The 22,682-nt window shown below is 44.5% G+C and carries 19 protein-coding genes and 1 pseudogene; 18 read left to right on the top strand and 2 right to left on the bottom strand.

Features of this window, described 5'->3' with window-relative positions; translation table 11 throughout:
• Positions 1 to 242 precede the first annotated feature (242 nt).
• Positions 243 to 1,583, top strand: a complete 1,341-nt coding sequence (locus tag MSWHS_RS12520) for a nitrous oxide reductase family maturation protein NosD (protein ID WP_048159148.1) — start codon at positions 243 to 245, stop codon at positions 1,581 to 1,583.
• On the opposite strand, the pseudogene tnpC reads toward MSWHS_RS12520, so the two are convergent.
• A pseudogene (gene tnpC / locus MSWHS_RS12515) lies at positions 1,575 to 3,032 on the bottom strand (IS66 family transposase). The gene MSWHS_RS12520 and the pseudogene tnpC overlap by 9 nt on opposite strands.
• A gap of 126 nt (positions 3,033 to 3,158) precedes the next feature.
• Between tnpC and MSWHS_RS12505 the strand changes: the two are divergent.
• The 14 genes from MSWHS_RS12505 (at position 3,159) to MSWHS_RS12440 (ending at position 16,848) form a co-directional block, all read left to right on the top strand.
• On the top strand, positions 3,159 to 3,494 hold the full coding sequence (locus MSWHS_RS12505; protein WP_048159147.1) for a hypothetical protein: 336 nt from the start codon (positions 3,159 to 3,161) through the stop codon (positions 3,492 to 3,494).
• A 334-nt stretch (positions 3,495 to 3,828) separates the two neighbouring features.
• Positions 3,829 to 4,878, top strand: a complete 1,050-nt coding sequence (gene ahbD / locus MSWHS_RS12500; protein ID WP_048129681.1) for a heme b synthase — start codon at positions 3,829 to 3,831, stop codon at positions 4,876 to 4,878.
• An 11-nt stretch (positions 4,879 to 4,889) separates the two neighbouring features.
• Complete coding sequence (gene ahbA / locus MSWHS_RS12495) at positions 4,890 to 5,438, top strand: siroheme decarboxylase subunit alpha (RefSeq protein WP_048130641.1); 549 nt, start codon at positions 4,890 to 4,892, stop codon at positions 5,436 to 5,438.
• Positions 5,439 to 5,442: 4 nt separating this feature from the next.
• A complete protein-coding gene (gene ahbB, locus MSWHS_RS12490; protein ID WP_048129682.1) occupies positions 5,443 to 5,901 on the top strand; it encodes a siroheme decarboxylase subunit beta in 459 nt (152 codons plus the stop codon).
• A 42-nt stretch (positions 5,902 to 5,943) separates the two neighbouring features.
• Complete coding sequence (locus tag MSWHS_RS12485) at positions 5,944 to 6,606, top strand: bifunctional precorrin-2 dehydrogenase/sirohydrochlorin ferrochelatase (RefSeq protein WP_048129683.1); 663 nt, start codon at positions 5,944 to 5,946, stop codon at positions 6,604 to 6,606.
• A 275-nt stretch (positions 6,607 to 6,881) separates the two neighbouring features.
• Complete coding sequence (gene hemA, locus MSWHS_RS12480; RefSeq protein WP_048129684.1) at positions 6,882 to 8,204, top strand: glutamyl-tRNA reductase; 1,323 nt, start codon at positions 6,882 to 6,884, stop codon at positions 8,202 to 8,204.
• Between the two features lie 157 nt (positions 8,205 to 8,361).
• Positions 8,362 to 9,336: a porphobilinogen synthase gene (gene hemB / locus MSWHS_RS12475; protein WP_048129685.1), complete on the top strand. Its 975-nt coding sequence runs from the start codon at positions 8,362 to 8,364 to the stop codon at positions 9,334 to 9,336.
• 415 nt (positions 9,337 to 9,751) lie between these two features.
• Positions 9,752 to 11,026, top strand: a complete 1,275-nt coding sequence (gene hemL / locus MSWHS_RS12470; protein ID WP_048129686.1) for a glutamate-1-semialdehyde 2,1-aminomutase — start codon at positions 9,752 to 9,754, stop codon at positions 11,024 to 11,026.
• 34 nt (positions 11,027 to 11,060) lie between these two features.
• The gene (gene hemC / locus MSWHS_RS12465) at positions 11,061 to 12,014 is read left to right on the top strand and encodes a hydroxymethylbilane synthase (RefSeq protein ID WP_048159146.1); all 954 of its coding nucleotides are present in this window, start codon (positions 11,061 to 11,063) and stop codon (positions 12,012 to 12,014) included.
• Positions 12,015 to 12,052: 38 nt separating this feature from the next.
• Positions 12,053 to 12,958: a dihydroorotate dehydrogenase gene (locus MSWHS_RS12460; RefSeq protein WP_048129688.1), complete on the top strand. Its 906-nt coding sequence runs from the start codon at positions 12,053 to 12,055 to the stop codon at positions 12,956 to 12,958.
• Between the two features lie 39 nt (positions 12,959 to 12,997).
• A complete protein-coding gene (locus tag MSWHS_RS12455; protein WP_048159145.1) occupies positions 12,998 to 13,777 on the top strand; it encodes a dihydroorotate dehydrogenase electron transfer subunit in 780 nt (259 codons plus the stop codon).
• A 77-nt stretch (positions 13,778 to 13,854) separates the two neighbouring features.
• Positions 13,855 to 14,589, top strand: coding sequence for a fumarylacetoacetate hydrolase family protein (locus tag MSWHS_RS12450; RefSeq protein WP_048129690.1), 735 nt, complete (start codon positions 13,855 to 13,857; stop codon positions 14,587 to 14,589).
• Positions 14,589 to 14,894 carry a hypothetical protein gene (locus MSWHS_RS12445; RefSeq protein WP_048129691.1) on the top strand — a complete coding sequence of 102 codons (306 nt, stop codon included), beginning with the start codon at positions 14,589 to 14,591 and terminating at the stop codon, positions 14,892 to 14,894. Before MSWHS_RS12450 ends, MSWHS_RS12445 begins: the two co-directional genes overlap by 1 nt.
• A 238-nt stretch (positions 14,895 to 15,132) precedes the next feature.
• A complete protein-coding gene (locus MSWHS_RS12440) occupies positions 15,133 to 16,848 on the top strand; it encodes a glutamate--tRNA ligase (protein ID WP_048159144.1) in 1,716 nt (571 codons plus the stop codon).
• Between the two features lie 122 nt (positions 16,849 to 16,970).
• On the opposite strand, the gene MSWHS_RS12435 is transcribed toward MSWHS_RS12440, so the two are convergent.
• Positions 16,971 to 18,092 carry a nitrous oxide reductase family maturation protein NosD gene (locus MSWHS_RS12435; RefSeq protein WP_048159143.1) on the bottom strand — a complete coding sequence of 374 codons (1,122 nt, stop codon included), beginning with the start codon at positions 18,090 to 18,092 and terminating at the stop codon, positions 16,971 to 16,973.
• 383 nt (positions 18,093 to 18,475) lie between these two features.
• Between MSWHS_RS12435 and MSWHS_RS12430 the strand changes: the two genes are divergently transcribed.
• The 3 genes from MSWHS_RS12430 to serA all read left to right on the top strand — a co-directional run bounded on the left by MSWHS_RS12430 (position 18,476) and on the right by serA (position 22,632).
• Positions 18,476 to 19,837 carry a Single-stranded DNA binding protein gene (locus MSWHS_RS12430; protein WP_048130643.1) on the top strand — a complete coding sequence of 454 codons (1,362 nt, stop codon included), beginning with the start codon at positions 18,476 to 18,478 and terminating at the stop codon, positions 19,835 to 19,837.
• Positions 19,830 to 20,699: an RPA family protein gene (locus MSWHS_RS12425; protein WP_048129694.1), complete on the top strand. Its 870-nt coding sequence runs from the start codon at positions 19,830 to 19,832 to the stop codon at positions 20,697 to 20,699. The genes MSWHS_RS12430 and MSWHS_RS12425 overlap by 8 nt, the downstream gene beginning before the upstream one ends.
• A gap of 361 nt (positions 20,700 to 21,060) precedes the next feature.
• The gene (serA, locus tag MSWHS_RS12415; protein WP_048129696.1) at positions 21,061 to 22,632 is read left to right on the top strand and encodes a phosphoglycerate dehydrogenase; all 1,572 of its coding nucleotides are present in this window, start codon (positions 21,061 to 21,063) and stop codon (positions 22,630 to 22,632) included.
• The last annotated feature ends 50 nt before the right edge of the window (positions 22,633 to 22,682 follow it).

Below are 22,682 nucleotides of genomic sequence, written 5' to 3'. Positions count from 1 at the left end.
ACGATAGACCCATACTTCCTATTAAACGATCCAAACACCTGGACTGGTACAAATACACTTTATTGGTACGATACAGATAGTCCTAACTTCAACTATGAAGAAAATGTTTATGAGTTCATAGGGTCAAGTGATCTGTATTCAAATGGATATTCCTTCTTGGGATAAGAGAATGAAATGAAAAATTTAAAGTGAACTATCATTAGTTCATTTCTCTTTTTTGATATAAGTAAGCAGGCGATCATATGGAATTCAAAAATATCTCTACTATACTGCTGATTATTTTCACAATCAACTGCGCATCTGCTACTACAATTACTGTAGATATTAATAATGAAAATAGCAGTAATTTCTCTTCTATACAGGAAGCAATAAACTTTGCACAGGAAAATGACTCAATACTGATTTATAAAGGGAACTATTCGGAAACTCTCACTATCGATAAACAACTAAAAATCAGTTCTATTTCTCACAATCCAGAAGACGTGATTCTCAACTCTGACATTTCTTCTATACCAGTAATTCACGTTAAATCAAACAATGTTGAAATAACCGGCTTGATAATTCTTGAAGACAGCAACGAAAGTCAAATCTCAGGAATCTATTTAGACAACGTCAATAACTCACTTATTCAAAACAATATTATTTCAAATTTTCAGGATGGCATTGTTCTAAATGCCTCTTCCGGCTGCAGTATTGAAAATAATACTCTATTTTCAAACACTTTGCATGGAATCTATCTAATTAATTCGGCGGGCAACGATTTGAAGAACAATCTCATCACTGAAAATAAACGTGGTCTTTACTTGAACCTATCAAATCAAAATACTTTAGTTAATAACAATGCCAGTAATAATGAAAACTATGGAATTGCTCTCAGGAAATCAAATGCCAATAATTTAACTAATAACCAATTTTTCATGAACAAATATGGGCTTTGTCTAACTGTCTCTCATGAAAATGTAATAGCAGATAACGTTGCCAGTAACAACAAACAATCCGGCTTTCTTTTATGGATATCCGAGTCAAATAACTTAAAAGATGACATTTTCATAGAGAATGGAAACTCAGGCATCTATCTCCTGGCTTCTGATAAAAATACTTTAATTAGAAACATTTTATCTAACAATTCCAATGGCATTTCAATCGGAGATTCCAGCAATAACCTTGTTGCGAACAACACTTTTAATTCTAATAAAGAGTACGGCATATTCTACTTCTACTCTAATTTAAACAAAAATAACACTATCAAGGAGAATATTTTTTTAGATAATAAAAAAGGAGATGATAATCTAACCTCTTCCTCCATGCCAATTTATACTATCCTTATTCTTCTAACAGGAATCGGTCTTGCATTTTACTTAATTAGAAAACCTTTGTCGAAAAAAGCCCTTAAAAGCTTAGGCATTTTAATAGTAATATTTTTGATTGCAATTATTGCCTGGTACTTCCCGTTTGAATCGGGTCTTCCCGGGAAAAATGTAGAGATTACTAATTTTAGTTGGTATAATTCCTCCAAAATTGTAACTATTCAGCCACTGATAAAAAGACGTTTTTTCAGCAAAGTGCTGCAATTATCAGGATAATAGCGGCGCTCCATTGAGCGCCGCTAGAATAGCATCCATTACATTCATGCCATTCTTTTTAATTGAGGATATGTATGCCCTAATTCTGCAGAAAGCTACCGCTCCTTCTATGCTTCGGAAAGTTCCCGAAATTTTCTGTTGTAGCTTCATCATTCTGATGTCTCGCTCTGCTTGATTGTTATCAAACGAAACTCTCAGGTTATTGAGGAATCTCAGAATCGGTTCTTTGTGTATTATGAACCTATCAAGGAGATTCTTTGCTTTTGTTTGTGCTGGTCTTCCTCTCTTTTTCACCTGATCTTTTGAGGGCTCAGGTGGTGGATTTTCCTCGATTCCGTCTTGAATTATTGCATCGTATACTTCCTCGAATTCCCGAACTTTTTCTGGATCTATTGGAATTTCCATCTCTCTGCATTCATCAGTATACTTTTTCATCTCACTGAGGAGTTCATTAATCTCTTTAGCCCATTGCTGTTTAAAATTCTCTTCAATCCCAGTAAGTTCCCTTTTAAGATGAGCGTTGCACAGAGCATGTTCACATCCATACTTGTTGTATGAAGCAAGCCCATCATGAACTGCTACTCCCTTGTATTGCGGAAGAAATCCCAGAGCATCCATTGCTTCTGTCCCTCTTTTTGGGTGTGCGAAATAGTAGGTCCATAGACTATTTGATACTACATGAAGCCACCATTTTGTCCCTAAAATTCTCATTCCTGTCTCATCACAATGTGCAGAATAGGAAGCTAATAGATGTTCCATAACAGCTTTTTCAAAAGGTTTCAGGTTCTGGAAACATTTCTTTTCTGCTCTTTTTATGGTAGCTGGGCTGATACGTATACCGTATACATCCTCTACTAAATCACAAGTCCTTTCATAAGGAATCAATTGATAGTTCCTAAAATACAGAATTGAGGCTAAAAGACGAGGACCATATTGAATTGGGAATTTTATAGACTCTGGAAAAGAGCCTTTGTTAACTTTCCCACAGTGAGGACACTTCTTGATTTCACAACGATGTTCAGTAAATATGATTTTTGCAGGAGGAATTTCAGCTTCTTGTCTGCGTTCATAGTCATCAACTTCAGTATCTTCAAGATGATGACCACAATTTTCGCAGCAGTCCGGTGAATGGACTATGACCTAATCAGGGTTTTCAACCATTTCAAAAGTCTTTCCAGGATGACCTTTTTGGCCACCAGCTTTTTTGCCACTACTTGTGTGGCGACCCTTAGGTTTAGGTTTCTCATTACAAAAAACATCAGTAGAAGGAGGTTTACTGCTATTTTGGCTGTTTTGATTCAAACGAGCCTCTAAAACTCTTACACGTTCTTCAAGTTCAGAAATATGAGAAGCTTGTTTCTCCATGATAGCTTCATATCCTTGGATTTCAACAATAACTGCTTCAGGACCAGCTTCATAGGTTACAAGGATTTCTTCACGTGTAAGCATGATGTTGAAAAAGAGAGTTATTTTATATGCAATTTTTCCTCGGAAAGAGGAAAAATTGCTTTTACTAAAGGTATGGCTGAATAGTTACCCAAAATTAATGAAACGCGCACACAGGTTACTCTATCAATGGATATTAATTACAGGAATAAACAAGCATACGATTACAGTTTTGCCGAAGATTCACAAACTGATGTTATCCCTACAAGGATCCAGATATTCTCAAGGGAATATAATCCAGACGAAGGCGAAGAAATACCTTATACGCTGCTTTCTGAAGAAGATATTACTTTAACATACCGAAAACCATTCAAGTACGAAACTACTCTCGATTTAGAAAAAGACATGGAATACGACGTTCAGACGATAATTGTGTTCAAACGAGAATTTGATTATCCGAACCCATATGGAGAAGAAACAAGGTGGGAACTACTTGGAGGGTGGCAGCAGCTGATATCAACCTGAACAACTTCTCATTTTATTTTTTTCTCCCTGTTCGGGCAGACATTTAACTGTTTAACTATTTAACTCACAAATCTTCAGCTTTCCAGTCAGATAAATACCTGACTTTCTGTTTTCTTTTCACAGGTTCTTGTTTGAAATGGCAGAATATTAATATTACTTTATTAATATGACCTCACAAGTTTCAATTATACTAACTTTAAGTAAAATGGGTTCTGACCTATATTCTATCTTTAAAATATGACGCCACTTTCGGTTATCGTTAATTTGTAAATCTTATTTCTCTCTGACTTCCATTAAAATCTCTGAATTCAATTAAAAAAGAAACCATTAATTCATGATTGCCATGACAAATCCACCAAGACTTATCGCATGGGAACTTACTGCGGGCTGCAATCTTAACTGCGTGCACTGCAGGGGATCTTCCACTTCCTCGGTTCCTGAAGGTGAGCTTACAACCGAAGAAGCTAAACATTTCATTGATGAGGTTGTAGAGCTTGGAAAGCCAATCCTCATCGTGAGCGGAGGCGAACCTCTTACCAGAGCGGATGTCTTCGAAATCGCACGTTACGGGACGGATGCAGGGCTCAGAGTAGTGCTCGCAACAAACGGCACCCTCTTGACCACTGAAATCGTGGAAAAACTAAAAGCTGCAGGAGTTCAGAGGCTAAGCATTAGCCTTGACGGAGCGATTGCAAAGACCCATGATGAGTTTCGGGGTGTGCCAGGAGCTTTTGATAGGACTCTTGCGGGCATCGAAGTTCTCAGGAAAGCAGATTTTCCTTTCCAGATCAACACAACGATTTCAAAACGCAACCTTGAGGAGGTCCCGAAGACCTTTGAGCTTGCAAAAGAGCTGGGAGCAGTTGCGTACCACGTCTTTTTCCTTGTGCCAACAGGCAGGGGAGAAGAGTCTGATGAAGTTTCTCCAGCAGACTATGAACGTGTCCTGAACTGGTTCTATGACATGCAAAAAGAATCGAAAATCCAGTTGAAAGCAACCTGTGCTCCCCACTATTTCAGGATAATGCGCCAGCGGGCAAAAAAAGAAGGCATCGAGATCTCCGTCAAGACCCACGGCTACGAAGCCATGACAAAGGGCTGCCTCGGAGGGACGGGCTTCTGCTTTGTGTCAAGCATTGGAGAAGTCTATCCTTGTGGTTACCTTCCTATACTTGCCGGAAATATAAGGAAACAGACTTTCAAAGACGTCTGGGAAAACTCCGAGGTTTTCAGGAAACTGAGAGATCCCGAAGAACTTAAAGGAAAGTGCGGGATATGTGAATATAAAAAAGTCTGCGGAGGCTGCAGGGCAAGAGCCTATGCTGCCACAGGCGACTATCTCGAAGAAGAGCCTTACTGTATCTACAGGCCCGGAAAAAAGTGATCGTGATCGAGATGATTGGCATTGATAATTTAAAAGATCAGCTCCGGAAAGAGGCCGTCGATTTTTCCTGTGACATGGATCCTTATGACGGGGAAGTTCCGGTAATAAGACTTGATGAAACCGACAAAAGAATCCTCAACCTTATCCAGCAGGAAGTCCCTCTCGAAGTCGAACCTTTTGCCAGGTTAGGGGAGATTCTCGGGATTCCGGAAATTGAGGTAATTGAAAGGCTGCGTGAACTCAACAGGAAAGGGGCAGTAAGAAGGGTAGGCCCTGTCCTCAGTATGAGAAATATGGGGGGTGTAAGCACTCTTGTAGCCCTGAAAGTGCCTGATTCCCGCGTAGAGGAAATTGCTATTTTAATTAACGAGTATCCAGAAGTTTCCCATAATTATCTCAGAAGTGCTGCACAATATAATCTCTGGTTTACACTTTCTGCTTCAAATAAAGACAGGCTTGAGAGGATTCTCAGCGAAATTCGGGAGAAAACAGGCTGTCCTCTTCTTGATCTCCCTACAAAGCACCTGTTTAAGATTCAGGTAAAGTTTGATATCAGGTGAAATTATGGATAAAACGGATGTAAAACTGCTAAAACTCGTGCAGGACGGAATTCCAATCACTCATTCTCCTTTCAAAGGGTTTGCTTCTGAACTTGGAATCAGTGAACAGGAGGTTGTTGACAGGCTTAAAAACCTCCAGAAAGCTGGAAAGATCCGTCGCTTTGCGGCTTCAATCGGGCACAGAGCTATAGGCATAAAAGCCAATGCAATGTGCGTCTGGAATGTTCCTGATGAGCAGATCGAAAAGGTAGGGAATATCATGGCTGAATTTCCCGAAGTTACGCACTGTTATGAACGCCCCCGCTATCCAGACTGGCAGTATAACCTGTTTACAATGGTCCATTCCTATAACCCCGAAGACTGCAAAAAAGTGGCTGAGAAGATTTCAGAAGCCACAGGGATTAAGGACTACACCCTTTTCTTCAGTGAAAAAGAGTTCAAAAAAACCGGAGTCAGGCTTTAAGGGCGAACTATTAATTCATCTTATATTTCGAGGTCCCTGAAAATGGCGAAAACAAATAATTTTCTCCCCCTCATGCTTGACCTTTCAGGCAGGAAAATAGTGATTTTCGGAGGCGGGTCTGTCGGGGAGCGCAAAGCTGAACTTTTCTGCGACTGCGCAGACACCATTGTTGTCAGCCTCGACTTTTCCGAAAGGCTGTATGAACTTGAGACTTCAGGACAGGTCAGGCTGTCAAAACTTGACCTTACGGAAGCCAAGGATTCCGAACTCAGAGAAATTATCTCAGGGGCTTTTCTTGTTATTCCGGCAACCAGCAGTTCCGAACTTAACCGGAAAATAACTGATATTGCCGAAGAAAGCGATATTTTGATTAATCAGGTGGATGCTTTAGGTAATGTTGTAATCCCCTCGGTCATCAAAAGAGAAGACCTTGTAATAGGCATTTCCACTCTCGGGCACAGTCCCGCGGTTTCAAAATATACCCGTAAACAGATAGAAAATGTAATAACCCCTGCATATTCTGAAATGATCCGGCTTCAGGACGAGCTCAGAAGCTACCTAAAACTGCATGTAAAAGAACAGAAGAAAAGGAAAGCTCTTCTCTGGAGAGTCCTTGAAAGTGAAAATGTATGGGACGGCTTTTCCGAATCATATGAAAAGGCAACAGAAATTGCGTACTCAATAATCTCCGACAATCTCGAGTAATCTCCAATACTCTCGAGTAATCGCAGAGATTCAGACAAGCAAAATCAGACTGGAAAAGCGCAGGAAACATTGAAAGAAAAAGGACTACTTTGAGAAAGAAAACGTCCTGTGAATGAAAAAGCTTTTAATTATTATCCTTTTAATTACCTTCTAATAACCCTTTAAATAGAAACCCTTTGGTGAAAAATGGCTGAGGATTTCTGGACAAAGTTTAATTTACAACTCCTTATATTAATCATTTTATTTCCTGTATTCATTCTATCCGGAGGCTCTCTGTGACAGAAATCTCAAGTATGGTTATATCCCATAAAAAAGCGAAGGTTGAAGAAATGGAGTCCGCCTGGCACGGAGATCTGGACGGGCTGCTCCATAACCTGTACCACCATGAGTATGTATACGAATGCGTTGTCTTAAAAACCTGTAACCGTGTTGAAATCTACGTTGTTTCTCCCAAAAGCAGCAGCATACTTTTCTCTTTTGCAAAAGAAATGGGAGCTTCCACCCATATTATCGACTTTTACGGGCACGATGAGTCTCTGGAACACCTGCTCAGGCTTTCAGGGGGGCTCGAGTCCATGATTGTAGGAGAAGACCAGATCCTGGGGCAGATAAAGGATCTCTATGCCTATTCCAAGAAAACGGGAACAACTGGGAAGATCCTTGATACGGCTTTTGAAAAAGCTATCCAGGTGGGTAAGAGGATCCGGAACGAAACCCGGATCAATAAAGGTTCGGTTTCCATAGGTTCGGCAGCTGTAGACCTTGCTGAAGATATCTTCGGAGGGCTCACAGGAAAATCCGTGCTTGTAATCGGAGCCGGGGAAATAGGGGTTCTGGTTGCAAAGGCTCTTGCCGAAAAGGATATTCAGGCTATTTACATTGCAAACCGTACCTTTAAAAAAGCTGAAGAAATCGCCTACGAGCTCGGAGGGCACGCGGTAAAGCTTAATGATATAAGAGACTATCTGCCGGGCGCGGATGTCGTGATCAGCGGCACTGGAGCTCCCCATTATATCCTTACACGGGAGATCGTTGAAGAAGCCGTGAAAGGCAGGGACAGAAAACTCCTTCTTATCGATATCGCAAACCCCAGGGATATTGAGGAATCCGTCGTGGAGCTCGAAAATGTGGAACTCTGTAATATCGATAATCTGAGGGTCATCAGTGAAAAGACCCTGAAGATGCGAAAAGAAGAAGCAAAAAAGGCTGAAGAGATTATTCAAGAAGAGATCAGGCTTTTAAATCTCCAATACAAGCGCCAGAAAGCCGACCGTTTGATTTCCGAACTTTACCGGCAGGTCTATGATGTCCGCATAAGGGAACGGGAAAAAGCAGTCAACCGGCTCAGTGCCTATCATACTATCGGGGAGATAGAAACCGAGGTGCTTGACGATCTTACCCATTCAATCGTTAACAAGATCCTTGCCGAGCCTACCAAAGTCCTCCGCCAGGCTGCCGAACTTGGAAACGAAGAGTTTCTGGATGTGGTATCAAGAGTCTTCTGCCTCGATAAAGACAGGGCGAAGCTTGAAAACGTGAAACCCGTCTGCGCAAAAGAACAGGTACGGGTTAAAGAGCAATATGCTGTAAAAGATTAAGGCAGAAATGTACAGAAAAACAGAAACAATGTACAGGAAGGCAGAAGCAATTCACAGGCAGAAATAATTTTCAAATTGAAGCAATTTACAGGTAAAGAAGTTCATATTTCAGAAAGCAACTAACATGTAAAACAATTAATATTTCAGGAGTGATCACATGTTTCCAGAAGTCAGGTTAAGAAGGTTAAGAAAGGGAAAAATCAGGGATCTTATACGTGAAACCACGTTGTCAGTAGACGACCTTGTCCAGCCTATTTTTGTAAACGAAAATATTGATTCCCCCGTTGAGATTTCTTCCATGCCCGGAATATATAATTTCCCGCTCTCCGGGGTCGTAAAAGAGGCAAAAGAGATTGCAGAGCTCGGGATTCCTGCAGTGATCCTTTTCGGAGTGCCTGCATTCAAGGACGCAGAAGGAAGCTCTTCCTGCGGGGAAACGGATGTTGTCCAGGAAGCTGTGAGGAGGATCAAAGCAGAGCTTGGAGACAAACTTGTTGTGATCACTGATATCTGTATGTGCGAATTCACAAGCCACGGGCACTGCGGAATAGTTGATTTTGAAACTCAAGAAGTCCTTAACGACCCTACCCTTGAAGTCCTGGGAAAGATTGCTGTTAGCCATGCAAGAGCCGGAGCCGATATGGTAGCTCCATCGGGAATGATGGACGGGATGGTAGATGCAATCCGTGCAGCTCTTGACTTAAGCAGGTTTGAGAACATTCCCATTATGTCCTATGCTGCAAAATACCATTCCTGTTTCTACGGACCTTTCAGAGAAGCTGCCGAATCCGGGTATTCCTTCGGGGACCGCTCGACCTACCAGATGGACCCTGCAAACAGTGACGAGGCTCTCCGGGAAGTAACCCTTGATATTGCAGAAGGAGCGGACATCCTTATGGTAAAGCCTGCGCTTCCCTACCTGGACATCATATACCAAGTCAAGAGCGAGTTCGGTATGCCAACAGCTGCATACAACGTAAGTGGAGAGTATTCCATGATCAAAGCAGCCGCAGCCAACGGGTGGATTGATGAGAAAAAAGCCATTTACGAGTCTCTTATTTCGATCAAGAGGGCGGGAGCGGATTTCATAATCACTTACTTTGCAAAGGATGCTGCCCGAATGCTGAAGTAACAGCTCCTTTTTCAGGCATTCCTGTCTTTAAGGAGCTTCAGTCCGGGCTTTCGTTCCCGTCTCCCTTTCTTACCTTTTGTTTTTAAACCTGTCTTTTGTCTGTATGCTATCATCAATGGTTGTTTCCATCAATAACTGCTTAATAGGTGAAGGCTCTGTTATAAAGATAAATACATAGCACAGAATAGAGCATTAGCTTAATCCGGAAGCTCAGTCCTGGAAGCCCACTCGAAAAAGAAAGCCTGCCTCATTTAAAAATTAACTTTAAGCCAGGAGTTCATTTCAGTCCGGAAATTGGCCTTTATTTAAGGTCTTTTTAGCTCGAAAGTCGCTTTAATTTACTCCCTTTGATTTACTCCCTTAAATCTATTTACAACCCTTTATCAAATACTTAAATTCATCCGGTGAGATTTACATGACGTTTGAGGTAACACTTGATAAGTCCAGACAGATATATGAGAAAGCAAAGACCCTCATCCCTGGCGGGGTTAGCAGTCCGGTGCGCGCAATCAAACCCTATCCTTTCTATACCGCTTCTGCGAACGGTTCGAAGATAAGGGACCTTGACGGAAACGAATATATTGACTACTGCCTTGCCTACGGTCCTGCTATCCTCGGGCACGCCCATCCGGTAATAAAGGAGGCAATAAAAACTCAGCTCGATAAAGGCTGGCTCTACGGGACTCCCACCGAGCTTGAAGTAACCCTCGCAGAAAAGGTTGCAAACTATTATCCCAGCATTGATATGCTCCGTTTTGTTTCTACAGGCACGGAATCCACCATGAGTGCCCTCCGCCTTGCGCGTGGCTTTACACGTAAAAATAAATTTATAAAGATTGAAGGCGGGTTTCACGGCGCCCATGATGCGGTGCTCGTAAAGGCAGGTTCAGGGGCCACTACTCTTGGAGAGCCTGATTCCCTCGGCATTCCTGCAGATTTCACCAAACATACCCTGCAGGCTCCTTATAACGATATTGAAACAATGACCGCACTTGTGGAAAAGAATCGGGACGATCTTGCAGCAGTAATTATAGAGCCTGTAATGGGAAATATAGGCCCTGTTCTCCCGTTACCCGGGTACCTGGAAGAACTCAGAAAACTCACACTGGAAAATGATGTTCTGCTCATATTCGATGAGGTAATTACCGGATTCAGGCTCGCAATGGGTGGGGCGCAGGAATACTTCGGGGTCGTGCCCGACATGACTACCCTCGGAAAGATCGTAGGTGGAGGCCTGCCAATAGGGGTCTTTGGCGGCCGCCGGGAAATCATGGAAATGATCTCACCTTCCGGGCCTGTCTATCAGGCAGGGACCTTCAGCGGAAGCCCCTGCTCGGTGGCTGCGGGCATTGCTGTGCTTGATTACCTGAAAGAGGAAAATATTCACGCAAAGCTGAATGCAACTGGAGATTACATGCGCACTGTGCTCTCGGAAATCGTTGAGGACGAAGGGCTTGACTATAATGTTTGCGGAATTGCTTCCATGTTCAAGATCTTCTTCGGGGCAGAGCCTCATAACTACCAGGAAGTCCTTAAATGTGACAAGGATGGTTACTTTGCTTTCTTCCACAGGATGCTTGCAAGCGGGGTTTTCCTGCCCCCATCCCAGTTTGAGACCAACTTCATATCTGCAGCTCACAGCAAAGAAGACCTTGAAAAGACCCTCGAAGCTTATATGGAAAATCTCTGAAGATTTTATCTTTTAAAACGTTTGAGGATTCCAAATGATAATAGGTACCCGGGGCAGCCAGCTTGCGCTTGCCCAGACCAAGAATGTTGCGCGCCTGCTTGAGGAGCGGGGCGTTGAAACCAGTATAAAGATTATAAAAACCAGCGGAGACCGGTTTACTGACCGCCCTCTGCATGCCGTATCCGGAGGAGTCGGGGCTTTTGTCCGGGAACTTGACGATGTCATGCTTGCAGGAGAGATCGATATTGCTGTCCACTCGATGAAGGACATGCCCACAATCCGTCCACAGGCGATTCCCACTGTTGCAATTCTGGAGCGTGACACTCCATTTGATTTCCTGCTCACGTACGACGGGACTACTCTTGACGAACTGCCTGAACAGTCTATTATAGGCACCAGCTCCCTGAGAAGGGCTGCCCAGATCCGGCGTTACAGGCCTGACCTTATTACTCAGGAGCTCCGGGGCAATATTGACACCAGGCTCAGGAAGCTTAAAGAAGGACAGTATGACGGTATCCTGCTAGCAAAAGCAGGGCTTGAGCGTATGGGCTGGGACCTTGAAGGAGAAATCCTTTCCCCTGAATTTTTCTGCCCTTCCCCGAACCAGGGTACGGTTGCAGTGGTGACGAGGGCAGGCACTGAGGCTGAAGCTGCGGTTTCCAAACTTGACCATACCGAGAGCCGGATTGTTACCGAACTCGAACGTATCCTTATCTCCGAACTCGGAGGTGGGTGTACAACCCCTATTGGTTCCTATGCCGAGCTTAAACCTGATAAGAAAGAAATTCATGTTCTGGCTGAAGTCCTTTCCCTGGACGGCAGAGAAGTTGTTCGGGTTGAGGAGTCTATCCCGATGCTTGGAGGTATCGAGAAAGCCAGGGAACTGGGGCACAGGCTTGTGGAGATGGGGGGTAGGAGGCTGGCTGAAGAAGCGCTCCTTCAGATCTCCAGAGATGCATGCGGTACGGAGAGTTCATACGATTATTGATACAGAGACTGCCTGCGAGCAGGATATGGAGTTATGTAATGTATACTCTCACCGGACTTGAATTAAAAAACCCGACCATTCTTGCAGCCGGAGTGCTCGGGACAACCGGCGCTTCCCTCTGCAGGGTTGCGCGTGAAGGAGGAGCGGGTGCAGTTGTGACCAAATCCATAGGTCCCGCCCCAAAAACCGGACACATCAACCCCAGCATGGTTAGGCTGGACTGCGGGTTTTTAAATGCCATGGGGCTTCCGAACCCTTCCTATCCCGGCTTCCTGCAGGAGCTCGAGTTTGCAAAAAATAACTCTGCAGTTCCGGTAATTGCAAGCATTTTCGGGGGCACTCCTTCGGAGTTTGCTGAAGTTGCCGAAGGACTGCTTCCTGCAAATCCTGATGCGTTTGAACTGAATGTAAGCTGCCCTCACGCTGAAGGATACGGAGCCGCAGTCGGTTCAAACCCCTGCCTGGTAGAAGCAGTTACAGCGGCGGTGAAGGATGTTGTTAACGTTCCTGTCTGGGTTAAGCTGACTCCCAATGTTGCAGACATTAAATCCATTGGAACTGCAGCCGAATCCGGGGGTGCGGACGCTGTTGTTGCAATCAATACTTTAAAGGGAATGGCTATTGACATTGAATCCGGATATCCGGTGCTTGGAAACCGTTCAGGAGGGCTTTCCGGAAAAGCTGTCAAGCCCGTAGCTATCAAATGCGTTTACGACCTCTACACTGCCCTGGAAATTCCGGTGATTGGGGTAGGAGGAGTTTCTTCCTGGGAAGACGCTGCGGAAATGTTAATGGCAGGAGCTGCAGCTGTCCAGATCGGGTCTGCGGTATATGACAGAGTGGATATCTTCTCTGAAATCGGGACGGGAATAGAAGCCTTCCTCACGAGGAAAGGTTATTCGGATATAAAGAAAATTATAGGGCTTGCCCATGAGATGATCTGATGCTTCCTTTTAATGCTATAATAACACAGAGATGGTCTGATGCTTCCTCTTAATGCTATAATAACACAGATAACTGAAGAAACTCCTCTGGTCAGGACTTTTTTCTTTGACCACAGGTTTGAGGATATGGAACCAGGCCAGTTTGTAATGGTCTGGATCAGGGGCGTGGACGAGATTCCTATGGGCCTTTCCAGAAATAATTCCATAACTGTCCAGAAGGTGGGCGAGGCGACCTCAAAGCTCTTTGAGTTAAAAGAAGGCGACTCCTTCGGGCTCAGAGGGCCTTTCGGAAAGGGCTTTACCCTTCCTGTTAGAGGCGAAAAAGTCCTTGTTATAGCCGGTGGGGTCGGTGCTGCTCCCTTATCCCCTTATGCTGAGGCAGCCTTTGCTGCAGGCGCTGAGGTACATACCATTCTTGGGGCACGGAGTGCCGAAGACCTGCTATTTGAAGGGCGGTTCGAAGCCCTCGGAAAGATTTATATCTCAACTGATGACGGTTCAAAAGGCGTTAAAGGGTTTGTGACCGATGTCCTCAAAAACCTTGATGTTGCAGCCTATGACAGAATTGCAGTCTGTGGTCCTGAAATAATGATGGCTTCGGTATTCAGGCTCTTTGAAGAGCTTCAGGTCCTTGAAAAGGCAGAGTTCAGCCTCCACCGCTATTTTAAATGCGGCATCGGCATCTGCGGGGCATGCTGTATAGACAAGTCCGGGCTTCGGGTCTGTAAGGATGGGCCTGTATTTTCCGGAGTTCAACTTATTGGTTCGGAACTCGGAAACTACTCGCGGGATGCCAGTGGGCGAAGAGTTAAAATTTAAGTTTCGATATATCCTTTTCAAAAATGAAAGAGAGCAGGTAACTGGCTCCGTGAAAACAGGATGAGGAAGGCAAAGCTATGATTGGAAGGTTCAGGTCAGGGGATGTCGTTTTTTATGGTGAAATCGAAGATGGGCGGGTGTATCCCAGTGGAGGTATCTCTGCCGGAGCATTTGAACTTTCGGAACTTCGTGTTCTACCCCCTTCATTCCCTTCTAAAATCGTCTGTGTTGGCCTGAACTATAAAGACCATGCTGACGAGCTTTCCATGGAAATCCCTGAAAACCCTATTATTTTTCTAAAGCCCCCATCTGCAGTTATAGGGCATGGAGATAAGATCATCTACCCTGCATCCAGTTCGCGGGTGGACTATGAAGCCGAACTCGCAGTCGTAATCGGAAAGCGCTGCAAGAATATTCCCGCCGAAAAAGCCGAGGACGTGATTGCAGGCTATACCTGTTTTAATGATGTGACTGCCCGTGATCTCCAGCAAAAAGACGGGCAGTGGACAAGGGCAAAGAGTTTCGATACCTTTGCGGCATTCGGGCCTTATATAGTCTCTACAGAAGAAATTGATGTTACTGATGCGAAGATTTCCTGCAGGGTAAACGGGGAAACCAGACAGGCATCAAGTACCTCAAACCTGATGTTTGATATTCCTTATCTTATTGAATTCATCAGCGAGATTATGACCCTGGAAGTAGGGGATGTAATCGCTACCGGAACACCCCCTGGAGTAGGAGAACTGCACAGAGGAGATACCGTGGAAGTTGAGGTCCAGGGAATCGGAACACTTAGAAACGAGGTTGTCTGATGCTTCTTGAGCATATTGGAACTGAACTTGACCTTACAGAGCGCCACCTGATTGTGCTCAAAAAGGTAATTGAAGAAGGTCCCATAGGAATCCTTAAACTTGCAGAAGTTACCGGGATGCAGAACCATAAGGTACGTTATTCCCTTAGAGTCCTTGAGCAGGCAAATCTTATCAAGCCTTCAGCTCAGGGGGCTGTGCCAGGGGATGCTGTCCCTAAATTCCTGCAGGACTTTGAGCGGGATCTATGTACAATCAATGAGAAAATGTCTCGAATCCGGGAAATTGAAGCCTCAATTCCGAAATAAAGGCTTTTATCTTTGAAAGACTTCAGAATGTGCTTTGTTACTATTGAGCCTTTCCTCATAAGTTCGTGGCTTCGGTGACTTTTTATAATCCTATTTACATGTTTTTTCTTCAATCATCGGATTCAACGCATCTTATGGATTCTCCCTTTTGCGGGTTTATCCATTCAGTTTAACTTGAGTAATATTCTCATCTCAGTCAATTAAGATTTAATCCATGTTTATTTTTGGAGAAACTTCTATGACCTTAAGTCCTGAAGATCTTAAATCAATAGAAAAATATGCCCTTCAAAATGCTGTGAAATACGGGAAAGCCCCCCAGCCCAAAGCCGTAATGGGCAAGGTAATGGGAGAGTACCCCCAGCTAAGGGCCAATCCCGGAGCTGTCTCTGCGGCACTTGAAGCCATTGTTTCTGAAATTGCTAATGGAAACCCCGAAGCCTGGGAAGCCCGGCTGTCGGAAATTGCTCCTGAGCTCATAGAAGCCCTGAGTGTAAAGAAAGAGCCGGACAAGGGTTTAAAACCCCTCGAAGGGGCAGAAACCGGGAAAGTCGTAATGCGCTTTGCCCCTAACCCCAACGGGCCTGCGACCCTGGGCAGTTCAAGGGGCATGGTAGTCAATTCCGAGTACGTAAAGATCTATCAAGGCAAGTTTATCCTGCGTTTTGACGATACCGACCCTGATATAAAGCGCCCCATGCTTGAAGCCTATCCCTGGTATCTGGACGACTTCAAATGGCTCGGAGTTGTACCTGACCAGGTTGTCTATGCCTCTGACCATTTCCCTATCTATTACGATTATGCAAAAAAGCTAATTGAGATGGGCAAAGCCTATGTCTGTTTCTGTAAAGGGGGAGACTTCAAAAAGTTAAAGGACGCAAAGCAAGCCTGCCCGCACAGGAACACTAGCCCTGAAGAAAACCTCATGCACTGGGAAAAGATGCTTGCCGGGGAATATGAAGACCAGCAGGCTGTGCTGAGGATCAAGACAGACATCGAACATAAGGATCCTGCTCTGAGGGACTGGGGGGCATTCAGGATAAGAAAAATGTCTCATCCCCGCCCTGAAATCGGAACCAAGTACGTTGTCTGGCCTCTCCTGGACTTTGCAGGCGCTATCGAGGACCATGAACTCGGCATGACCCACATCATCCGGGGCAAAGACCTTATAGACAGCGAAAAGCGGCAGGGTTACATCTACAAATACTTCGGATGGACGTACCCAAAAACAACTCACTGGGGTCGAGTAAAGATCCATGAGTTTGGGAAGTTCAGCACAAGCACCCTGCGCAAATCCATTGAAGCCGGAGAATACAGCGGCTGGGATGACCCCCGCCTACCAACAATCCGGGCAATCCGTCGCCGTGGGATAAGGGCTGAAGCTCTCAAAAAGTTCATGATAGAAATGGGAGTTGGGATGACTGACGTAAGTATAAGCATGGAGTCTCTTTACGCCGAAAACCGTAAAATCGTGGATCCAAGTGCAAACAGGTACTTCTTTGTCTGGGACCCGGTAGAACTGGAAATTGCAGGCATGGAACCTTCAGTTGCTAAACTTCCGCTCCACCCCACTGATCATGCAAGAGGTGTAAGGGAAATTGCTGTAGAAAATAAGGTACTTGTCTGTAAAGATGATGTCGAAAAGCTGGAAGTAGGTTCCATCATCCGCTTAAAAGAGTTCTGCAATATCGAAATCACTTCCCTTTCCCCGCTGCAGGCAAAACGCTCTGATGTTTCTCTTGAAACCCTTAAAAAAGCAAAAGCAAAAATAATCCACTGGACTCCTGTTGACGGAATCCCTGTGAAAGTGCGCGGCCCAGAAGGAGATATCGAAGGAATCGGAGAACACGGGATTGCAACCGAACTTGATAAAATAGTCCAGTTCGAACGTTTCGGCTTCTGCAGAATTGATACCGTAAGCAAAGAAAAAGTTGTGGCTTATTTTACCCACAAATAATTAAGGGTAAGTTTTGCCCACAAATAATTAAGGGTAAGTTTTACCCGCAATAATCAAGGAAAAAAGAAGGGAAGAATACTGTCCCTTCTGCTTCCTCTCCTTTTTTCTATTTTAGATTACTTTTATCTTTTCCGCTTTAGGATATAAGCTGCTCCTGCCGCCAGAACCGTAAATGCAAGGCCTGGTCCGGGAGCTCCGTTTTCTTCTGGAGCCCCGGTTTCGGAAGTTTCCTCTCCTTCACCTGCAGGTTCTGTTGTTCCTTCGGTTTCTTCCTCCGTTACTCCCTCCAGAGGGAATTCAGTCTCATTTCCTGTGCCTTCTCTGTCTGCCAGGCCCTGATCATAAGCTCCAGCATCCAGTTTGTTTTCAAGGGTTGTGACAGCACCTGGAACTTTCGGGAAAAGAGGAGATTTATCGGACCCACCACCAGTGACCTCGTATGCGGAATCACAAATTCCGTTGCTGTTTCCATCCACGCAGGTTTCACTGTAACCCGTGCCTTCAGGGTTTGCCCAGAAATTTCCGCCAATATACGGACCCCTGACAAGGTTACTTTTGGTTGAGAGAGTGCTCTGCCAGGCATTGTCTGCGTTTACGGTGTTTTCTTCGACATTTTCGGCATTTTTGAAGTAGTTATTATAAATAATGTTCTTGCTGCTCTCTTCAAGGGAGATTCCGAAACCATAGTTGTAAGCAACGAGGTTGTCCTGAATCGTATTTGAGTTTGAACCTTCGAGCCTGATCCCGATTTCGTTCAGGGTTAGGATGTTGCCGTTTATGTTGTTGGTTCCTGCATCCTGCAGCAGAATCCCGTATTCTGAGTTTCTGGCTCTGTTATTGTTGATATAGCAGTTATTGACTCCTGTCAGCAAAATCCCTGCTTTATCCGAATCCTCTACCCCAAACCCACTGAAAGTTGCCCTGTCCGCAGTTATCTCCACGGCACTTTCTGTAGGGTCAGCTGCCTTCACAATCGTATTCTCAGGGTTTCTCGAGTCCGACCAGATCCTCACCTGCCTGTCGATTATAAGGTTTTCAACATAAGTTCCCTGGTTTACAAAAATAGTATCTCCTTCTTTTGCGGCGTCTACTGCAGCCTGTATTGTGGTATAGCCCCCTTCTGCTGCAGGGTCTACCCTTAAATTTGCTGCGGAAGCGAAAGAACATGTGCATATGACTGCCAGAATAAACGCAACCGCTACTATAATAAATACCTGTAAATTCTTTTCTTTTACTCTTTCCATCTTTAGTTCCTCATTTACTCTTCCATTTCTTTATGATTTTTTCATTCGTTTTTATCGCATTAAAAACCGTTAATTTTCTTTTTTTCGAATTTTATCTGTTTTTCCGGAATGAATCTTGTTTATTTTTCAGAGCTGATTCTTTCAATGTTTTGTTAAGAAAACAATTTTGTCCTGAAAAGATATATCTTTGGAACCACAAGTTCTAAACAGTTGTTCTTGAAAAGTAGGATCTAAAAGATTATGAAAGTGAAATCCAAAAGTATAAAGTCCTGAAACCTGACTACCTGTAAATGCCTGCAGTTGTAAATGACTGCGGCCATAAAGCAAAACCTAAAATCCTTATATCTGAATTGTTTTATTATTGTCTCGAATGGAGGCTTAAAATGGACAAAAAAATTGCGCCCCAACTTGAAGAGCTAACCAGGGCGCTTGGAGACATTGAAAAGAGTGGCATCCGGGCAGAATTCGATAAACTTCTTGCTTTTCGCGTACCTCCGGAGGTTGCAAAGGAAAGTATCCTCCGAAAGTTTGGGGGAACAAGGAAAGTCCTGAAGGTAAAAGACCTTTCAACCTCCCTGAAAAATTTTGGAATAACAGGCAGAATCCTGGATATAGGGGAAAAGGCAATCCACCCTCAGGAAGGAGCTCAGGAGGGGCCTTCCAGACTATATACCGGGGTTCTTGCAGATGAAACGGGTTCAGTCATGTTTTCCTCCTGGAAAGAACTTCCAGGTTCAACCGGAGATGTAATCAATATCAGGAATGCCTATACTCGCCTCTGGCAGAACAGAATAAGGCTTTCTATAGGAAAACAGTCTCTGGTATCCATAGTTCCGGATTCTCCCCTCCCTCAGCTTTCCGAACTTTCCAAAAGCCCTGCAAAAAAATTGATTGACATAGGCGCTGTGGATTTTTCCGTAGGAACCACAGCCTGTGTACTTCAGCTTTCTCACAGGGAAGTTCTGATAAGGGGCAAGCAGTCTAAAGTGATTTCCGGCGTGCTTGCGGATGAGACAGCAAGATTACCTTTCAGTGCCTGGGTTGAACTTCCGGGCATTGACATAGGAAGTACAATCCGGATAGAAGGAGCCCAGGTCCGCATGTTCAGAGGAATGCCTTCGATCAATATCCTCAGCAGCACTAAAGTCTCATCAGTTGGGCCTGAAGAAGCTGAAAAGCTTGCTTTTACTTTCGAGTCTGCAGCAAAAGACCCTGTCCCTTTAAAAATAGAAGAAATAGACTCAAGAGACAATATGTTCGATATAGTTGCAGCAGGAAATGTTGTATCCGTCCGACCGGGTTCAGGGATAATTTCCCGCTGTCCGGAGTGCAGCCGCGTGATTCAGAAATCAAATTGCAGGGCGCATGGCAAGGTGGAAGGCGTAAGGGACATGCGGATTAAGGCTGTGCTGGATGACGGGACAGGGGCAATGTCCGTCATGTTTCCAAGGGAACTTGCAGAAACGATCTACGGGAAGTCCCTTGAGGAAGCCGAACAGCTCATGTTTTCTGATATTTCTAAAGATGCGGTCTATGAAGACCTGAGAAGGATTCTTACCGGCCGCTACCTTGCAGTACGCGGGAATGCTTCAAAGGGAGAGTATGGGGTTTCTTTTGTTGCAGAAAGTGCCTGGGTGCCTGAAGATGACCTCGCTGTTCGAGTTGTTGAATTATTACACAGACTCGGGAAGGATGAAGAGGAAACGGATTTAGAGGTTTCCGGGGGAGAGATACGCCTTGCTTAAGAGAGAAATTGCAAAAAGAATTTTTGCGAAGGAATTTGAAGCCTGTAGGGAGCTTGAGAAATCGGCAAGGTCCTCGTCCGAAATAGTTGATTCGAAATCCCCTAACCTGCTTATCAGCCCTCTGGGGCTTATTCTCAACCGTGTCTTTGCAGTTGGCGTGCTTACCGAACTCGACAGCATAGGTACGCAAAACGAAATGTGGAAAGCCCGGATAGTTGACCCTACGGGAGCTTTTACAGTATATGCAGGGCAGTACCAGCCTGATGCTTCCATTTTCTTTTCAACGGTTCAGGTCCCTGCTTTCATAGCCCTTACCGGAAAAGCCCGTATTTACGAACCCGAACCTGGCTCTGTTTTTATCTCAATCCGGGCAGAAGAGGCAAACGTTGTAGACGAAGAGATCCGCAATAGGTGGGTTGTGGATACTGCAGAACAGACCGTTGACAGGCTCGAGGCTTTTTCGGATGCTCTTGCAAGTGGATATCATGGAGAAACCCTCAGGGAATATCTGCTTGAGAGAGGAATTTCCGAAGAGCTTGCGGAAGGGATTTCCATTGCCCTTGAAAGGGACCGCGCCCCTCAGGAATTTGCAAGACAGCTCAGTGCATATATCAGAGAAGGGCTAAAGGCTCTTAACTTTGAATCCGAAGGTCCTGCAGGAGCCAAGGCTGACCAGAAGGAATTCGTACTCGAACTACTAAAGGAAATTGGCGGAGGTAGGGGAGTTGATTACGCTACTTTTGTAGATTCTGCGGTTTCAAGAGGTGTTCCTGAAGAGTTCGTAGAAGAAGTTGTCCGTTCCCTTCTTGCGGGAGGGCAGTGTTACGAGCCAAAGATCGGGATTATAAGACTTGTAGGTTAATCTTACGGAGTGGAACTTTAACTGCCTCAGACTGTACTGTCTCATACTTAATAGTTTCAAAATTAATAAGTTCAAATATAATAGTTTCAAATTTAATAAGTTCAAATATAATAGTTTCAAATTTAATAAGTTCAAATATAATAGTTTCAAATTTAATAAGTTCAAATATAATCGTTTCAAATATAATAAGTTCAAATATAATCGTTTCAAATATAATAGTTTTAAACTTCAATAAACCTCGGGAATGTGTAAATCTTACCTCTAAAAACATGTGATAACGCTTAAGTGTGATTAAGTTGATTGGTATTCTTTGTTAAAATTTAGCATCTCACGTTTTTCGTATTTATCTGGAGAAATTAACATGAAAGTATTGGTCAGCGACTCACTCTCCAATGAAGGTTTGGAGATTCTAAAAGAGCACTTTACTGTTGACGTCAACACCGGCCTTTCCGAAAATGAGCTGGTGGAAAAGATCGGGGCATACGATGCCCTTGTAATACGCAGCGGCACTCAGGTCACTCAGAGAGTCATCGAAGCTGCCGACAACCTGAAAATTATTGGAAGGGCGGGAGTCGGAGTCGATAATATCGATGTGGATGCAGCCACAAAGAAAGGAATCATTGTAGCTAATGCTCCCGAAGGAAACATGATCTCGGCAGCAGAGCACACAATTGCTATGATGATGTCAATGTCCAGGAATATCCCCCAGGCCAACGCTTCCCTAAAATCCAGAGAATGGAAGCGCAACAAGTTCACGGGTATCGAGGTAAAGGGCAAGACCCTTGGAATTGTAGGGCTTGGAAGGATCGGGTCTGAGGTTGCAAAGAGGGCTTCAGGGCTTGAAATGAACCTTATGGGTTATGACCCTTTCATTTCTGAGAAGCGGGCTGTCGAACTCGGAGTCAAGCTGGCTACGGTTAATGAAATCGCAAAAGAGGCTGACTACATCACAGTGCACACTCCACTTATCAAAGAGACCAGAAATATCCTCGATGACGAGCAGTTTGCTCTCATGAAGAAAGGAGTAAGGATCCTCAACTGCGCCCGCGGCGGAATCATCAGTGAAGAAGCCCTGACAAAAGCTCTTGAAAGCGGCAAGGTCGGCGGGGCAGCACTGGACGTTTTTGTCGAAGAGCCTCCTTTTGACAGCCCTCTCCTTAACTTTGACAATGTAATCGTAACTCCTCACCTCGGTGCCTCCACACAGGAAGCTCAGGTTAATGTAGCAATCGATATTGCCAAAGAAGTTGTTTCTGTCCTTACCGGTGGGCTTGCAAAGAATGCAATCAATATTCCCTCAGTGAAGCCCGAAGCTATGGCAGTCCTTGCTCCATACATAAGGCTCTCAGAGCTCATGGGTAAAATCGCAGGACAGCTTGTAGACGGCAATTACGAAAAGGTAGAAATCGCATACAATGGGGAAATCTCCGGAAAAGATACCAGGCCCCTTACAGTCTCTGCTCTTAAAGGGCTGCTTGAAATGGCTCTTGGTTCCGGGGTAAATTATGTCAACGCTCCTACTCTTGCGAAGTCCAGAAAGATCGCAGTAGTTGAAAGCAAGTCTGAATCCGCAGAAGAATATTCTTCAACTGTCAGTATCAGGCTCACCAGCGGAGAAACGGCGAAACTGGTTACCGGAACTGTTGTTGGAGACGAGCCTAAGATTGTTTCCGTTGACGAGGACTATGTAGACATCTTCCCCGCAGGCCGTATGATCTTTGCCAAGCACATTAACAAGCCAAACGTTATCGGACCATGCTGTATGGTTCTTGGTAAAAACAACATCAACATTTCAGGCATGCAGGTCGGAAGGGCGAAAGTCGGAGGCGTGACTATGATGGTTCTTAATGTGGATACCGATGTCTCTGATGCAATCCTTGAAGAGGTCAGGCAGGTCCCCGGGATCATCAATGCAAAGCTTGTGACTCTCTGAATTCGCAGTAAATTGCAGTAACAGATATTCTGAAAAACATTTCACTTCGG

Origin of the sequence: Methanosarcina sp. WWM596, assembly GCF_000969965.1 — an archaeon.
Taxonomy (GTDB): Archaea; Halobacteriota; Methanosarcinia; order Methanosarcinales; family Methanosarcinaceae; genus Methanosarcina.
Note: the sequence above shows the minus strand (reverse complement) of the source record. Positions and strands in the feature narration are given on the sequence as shown.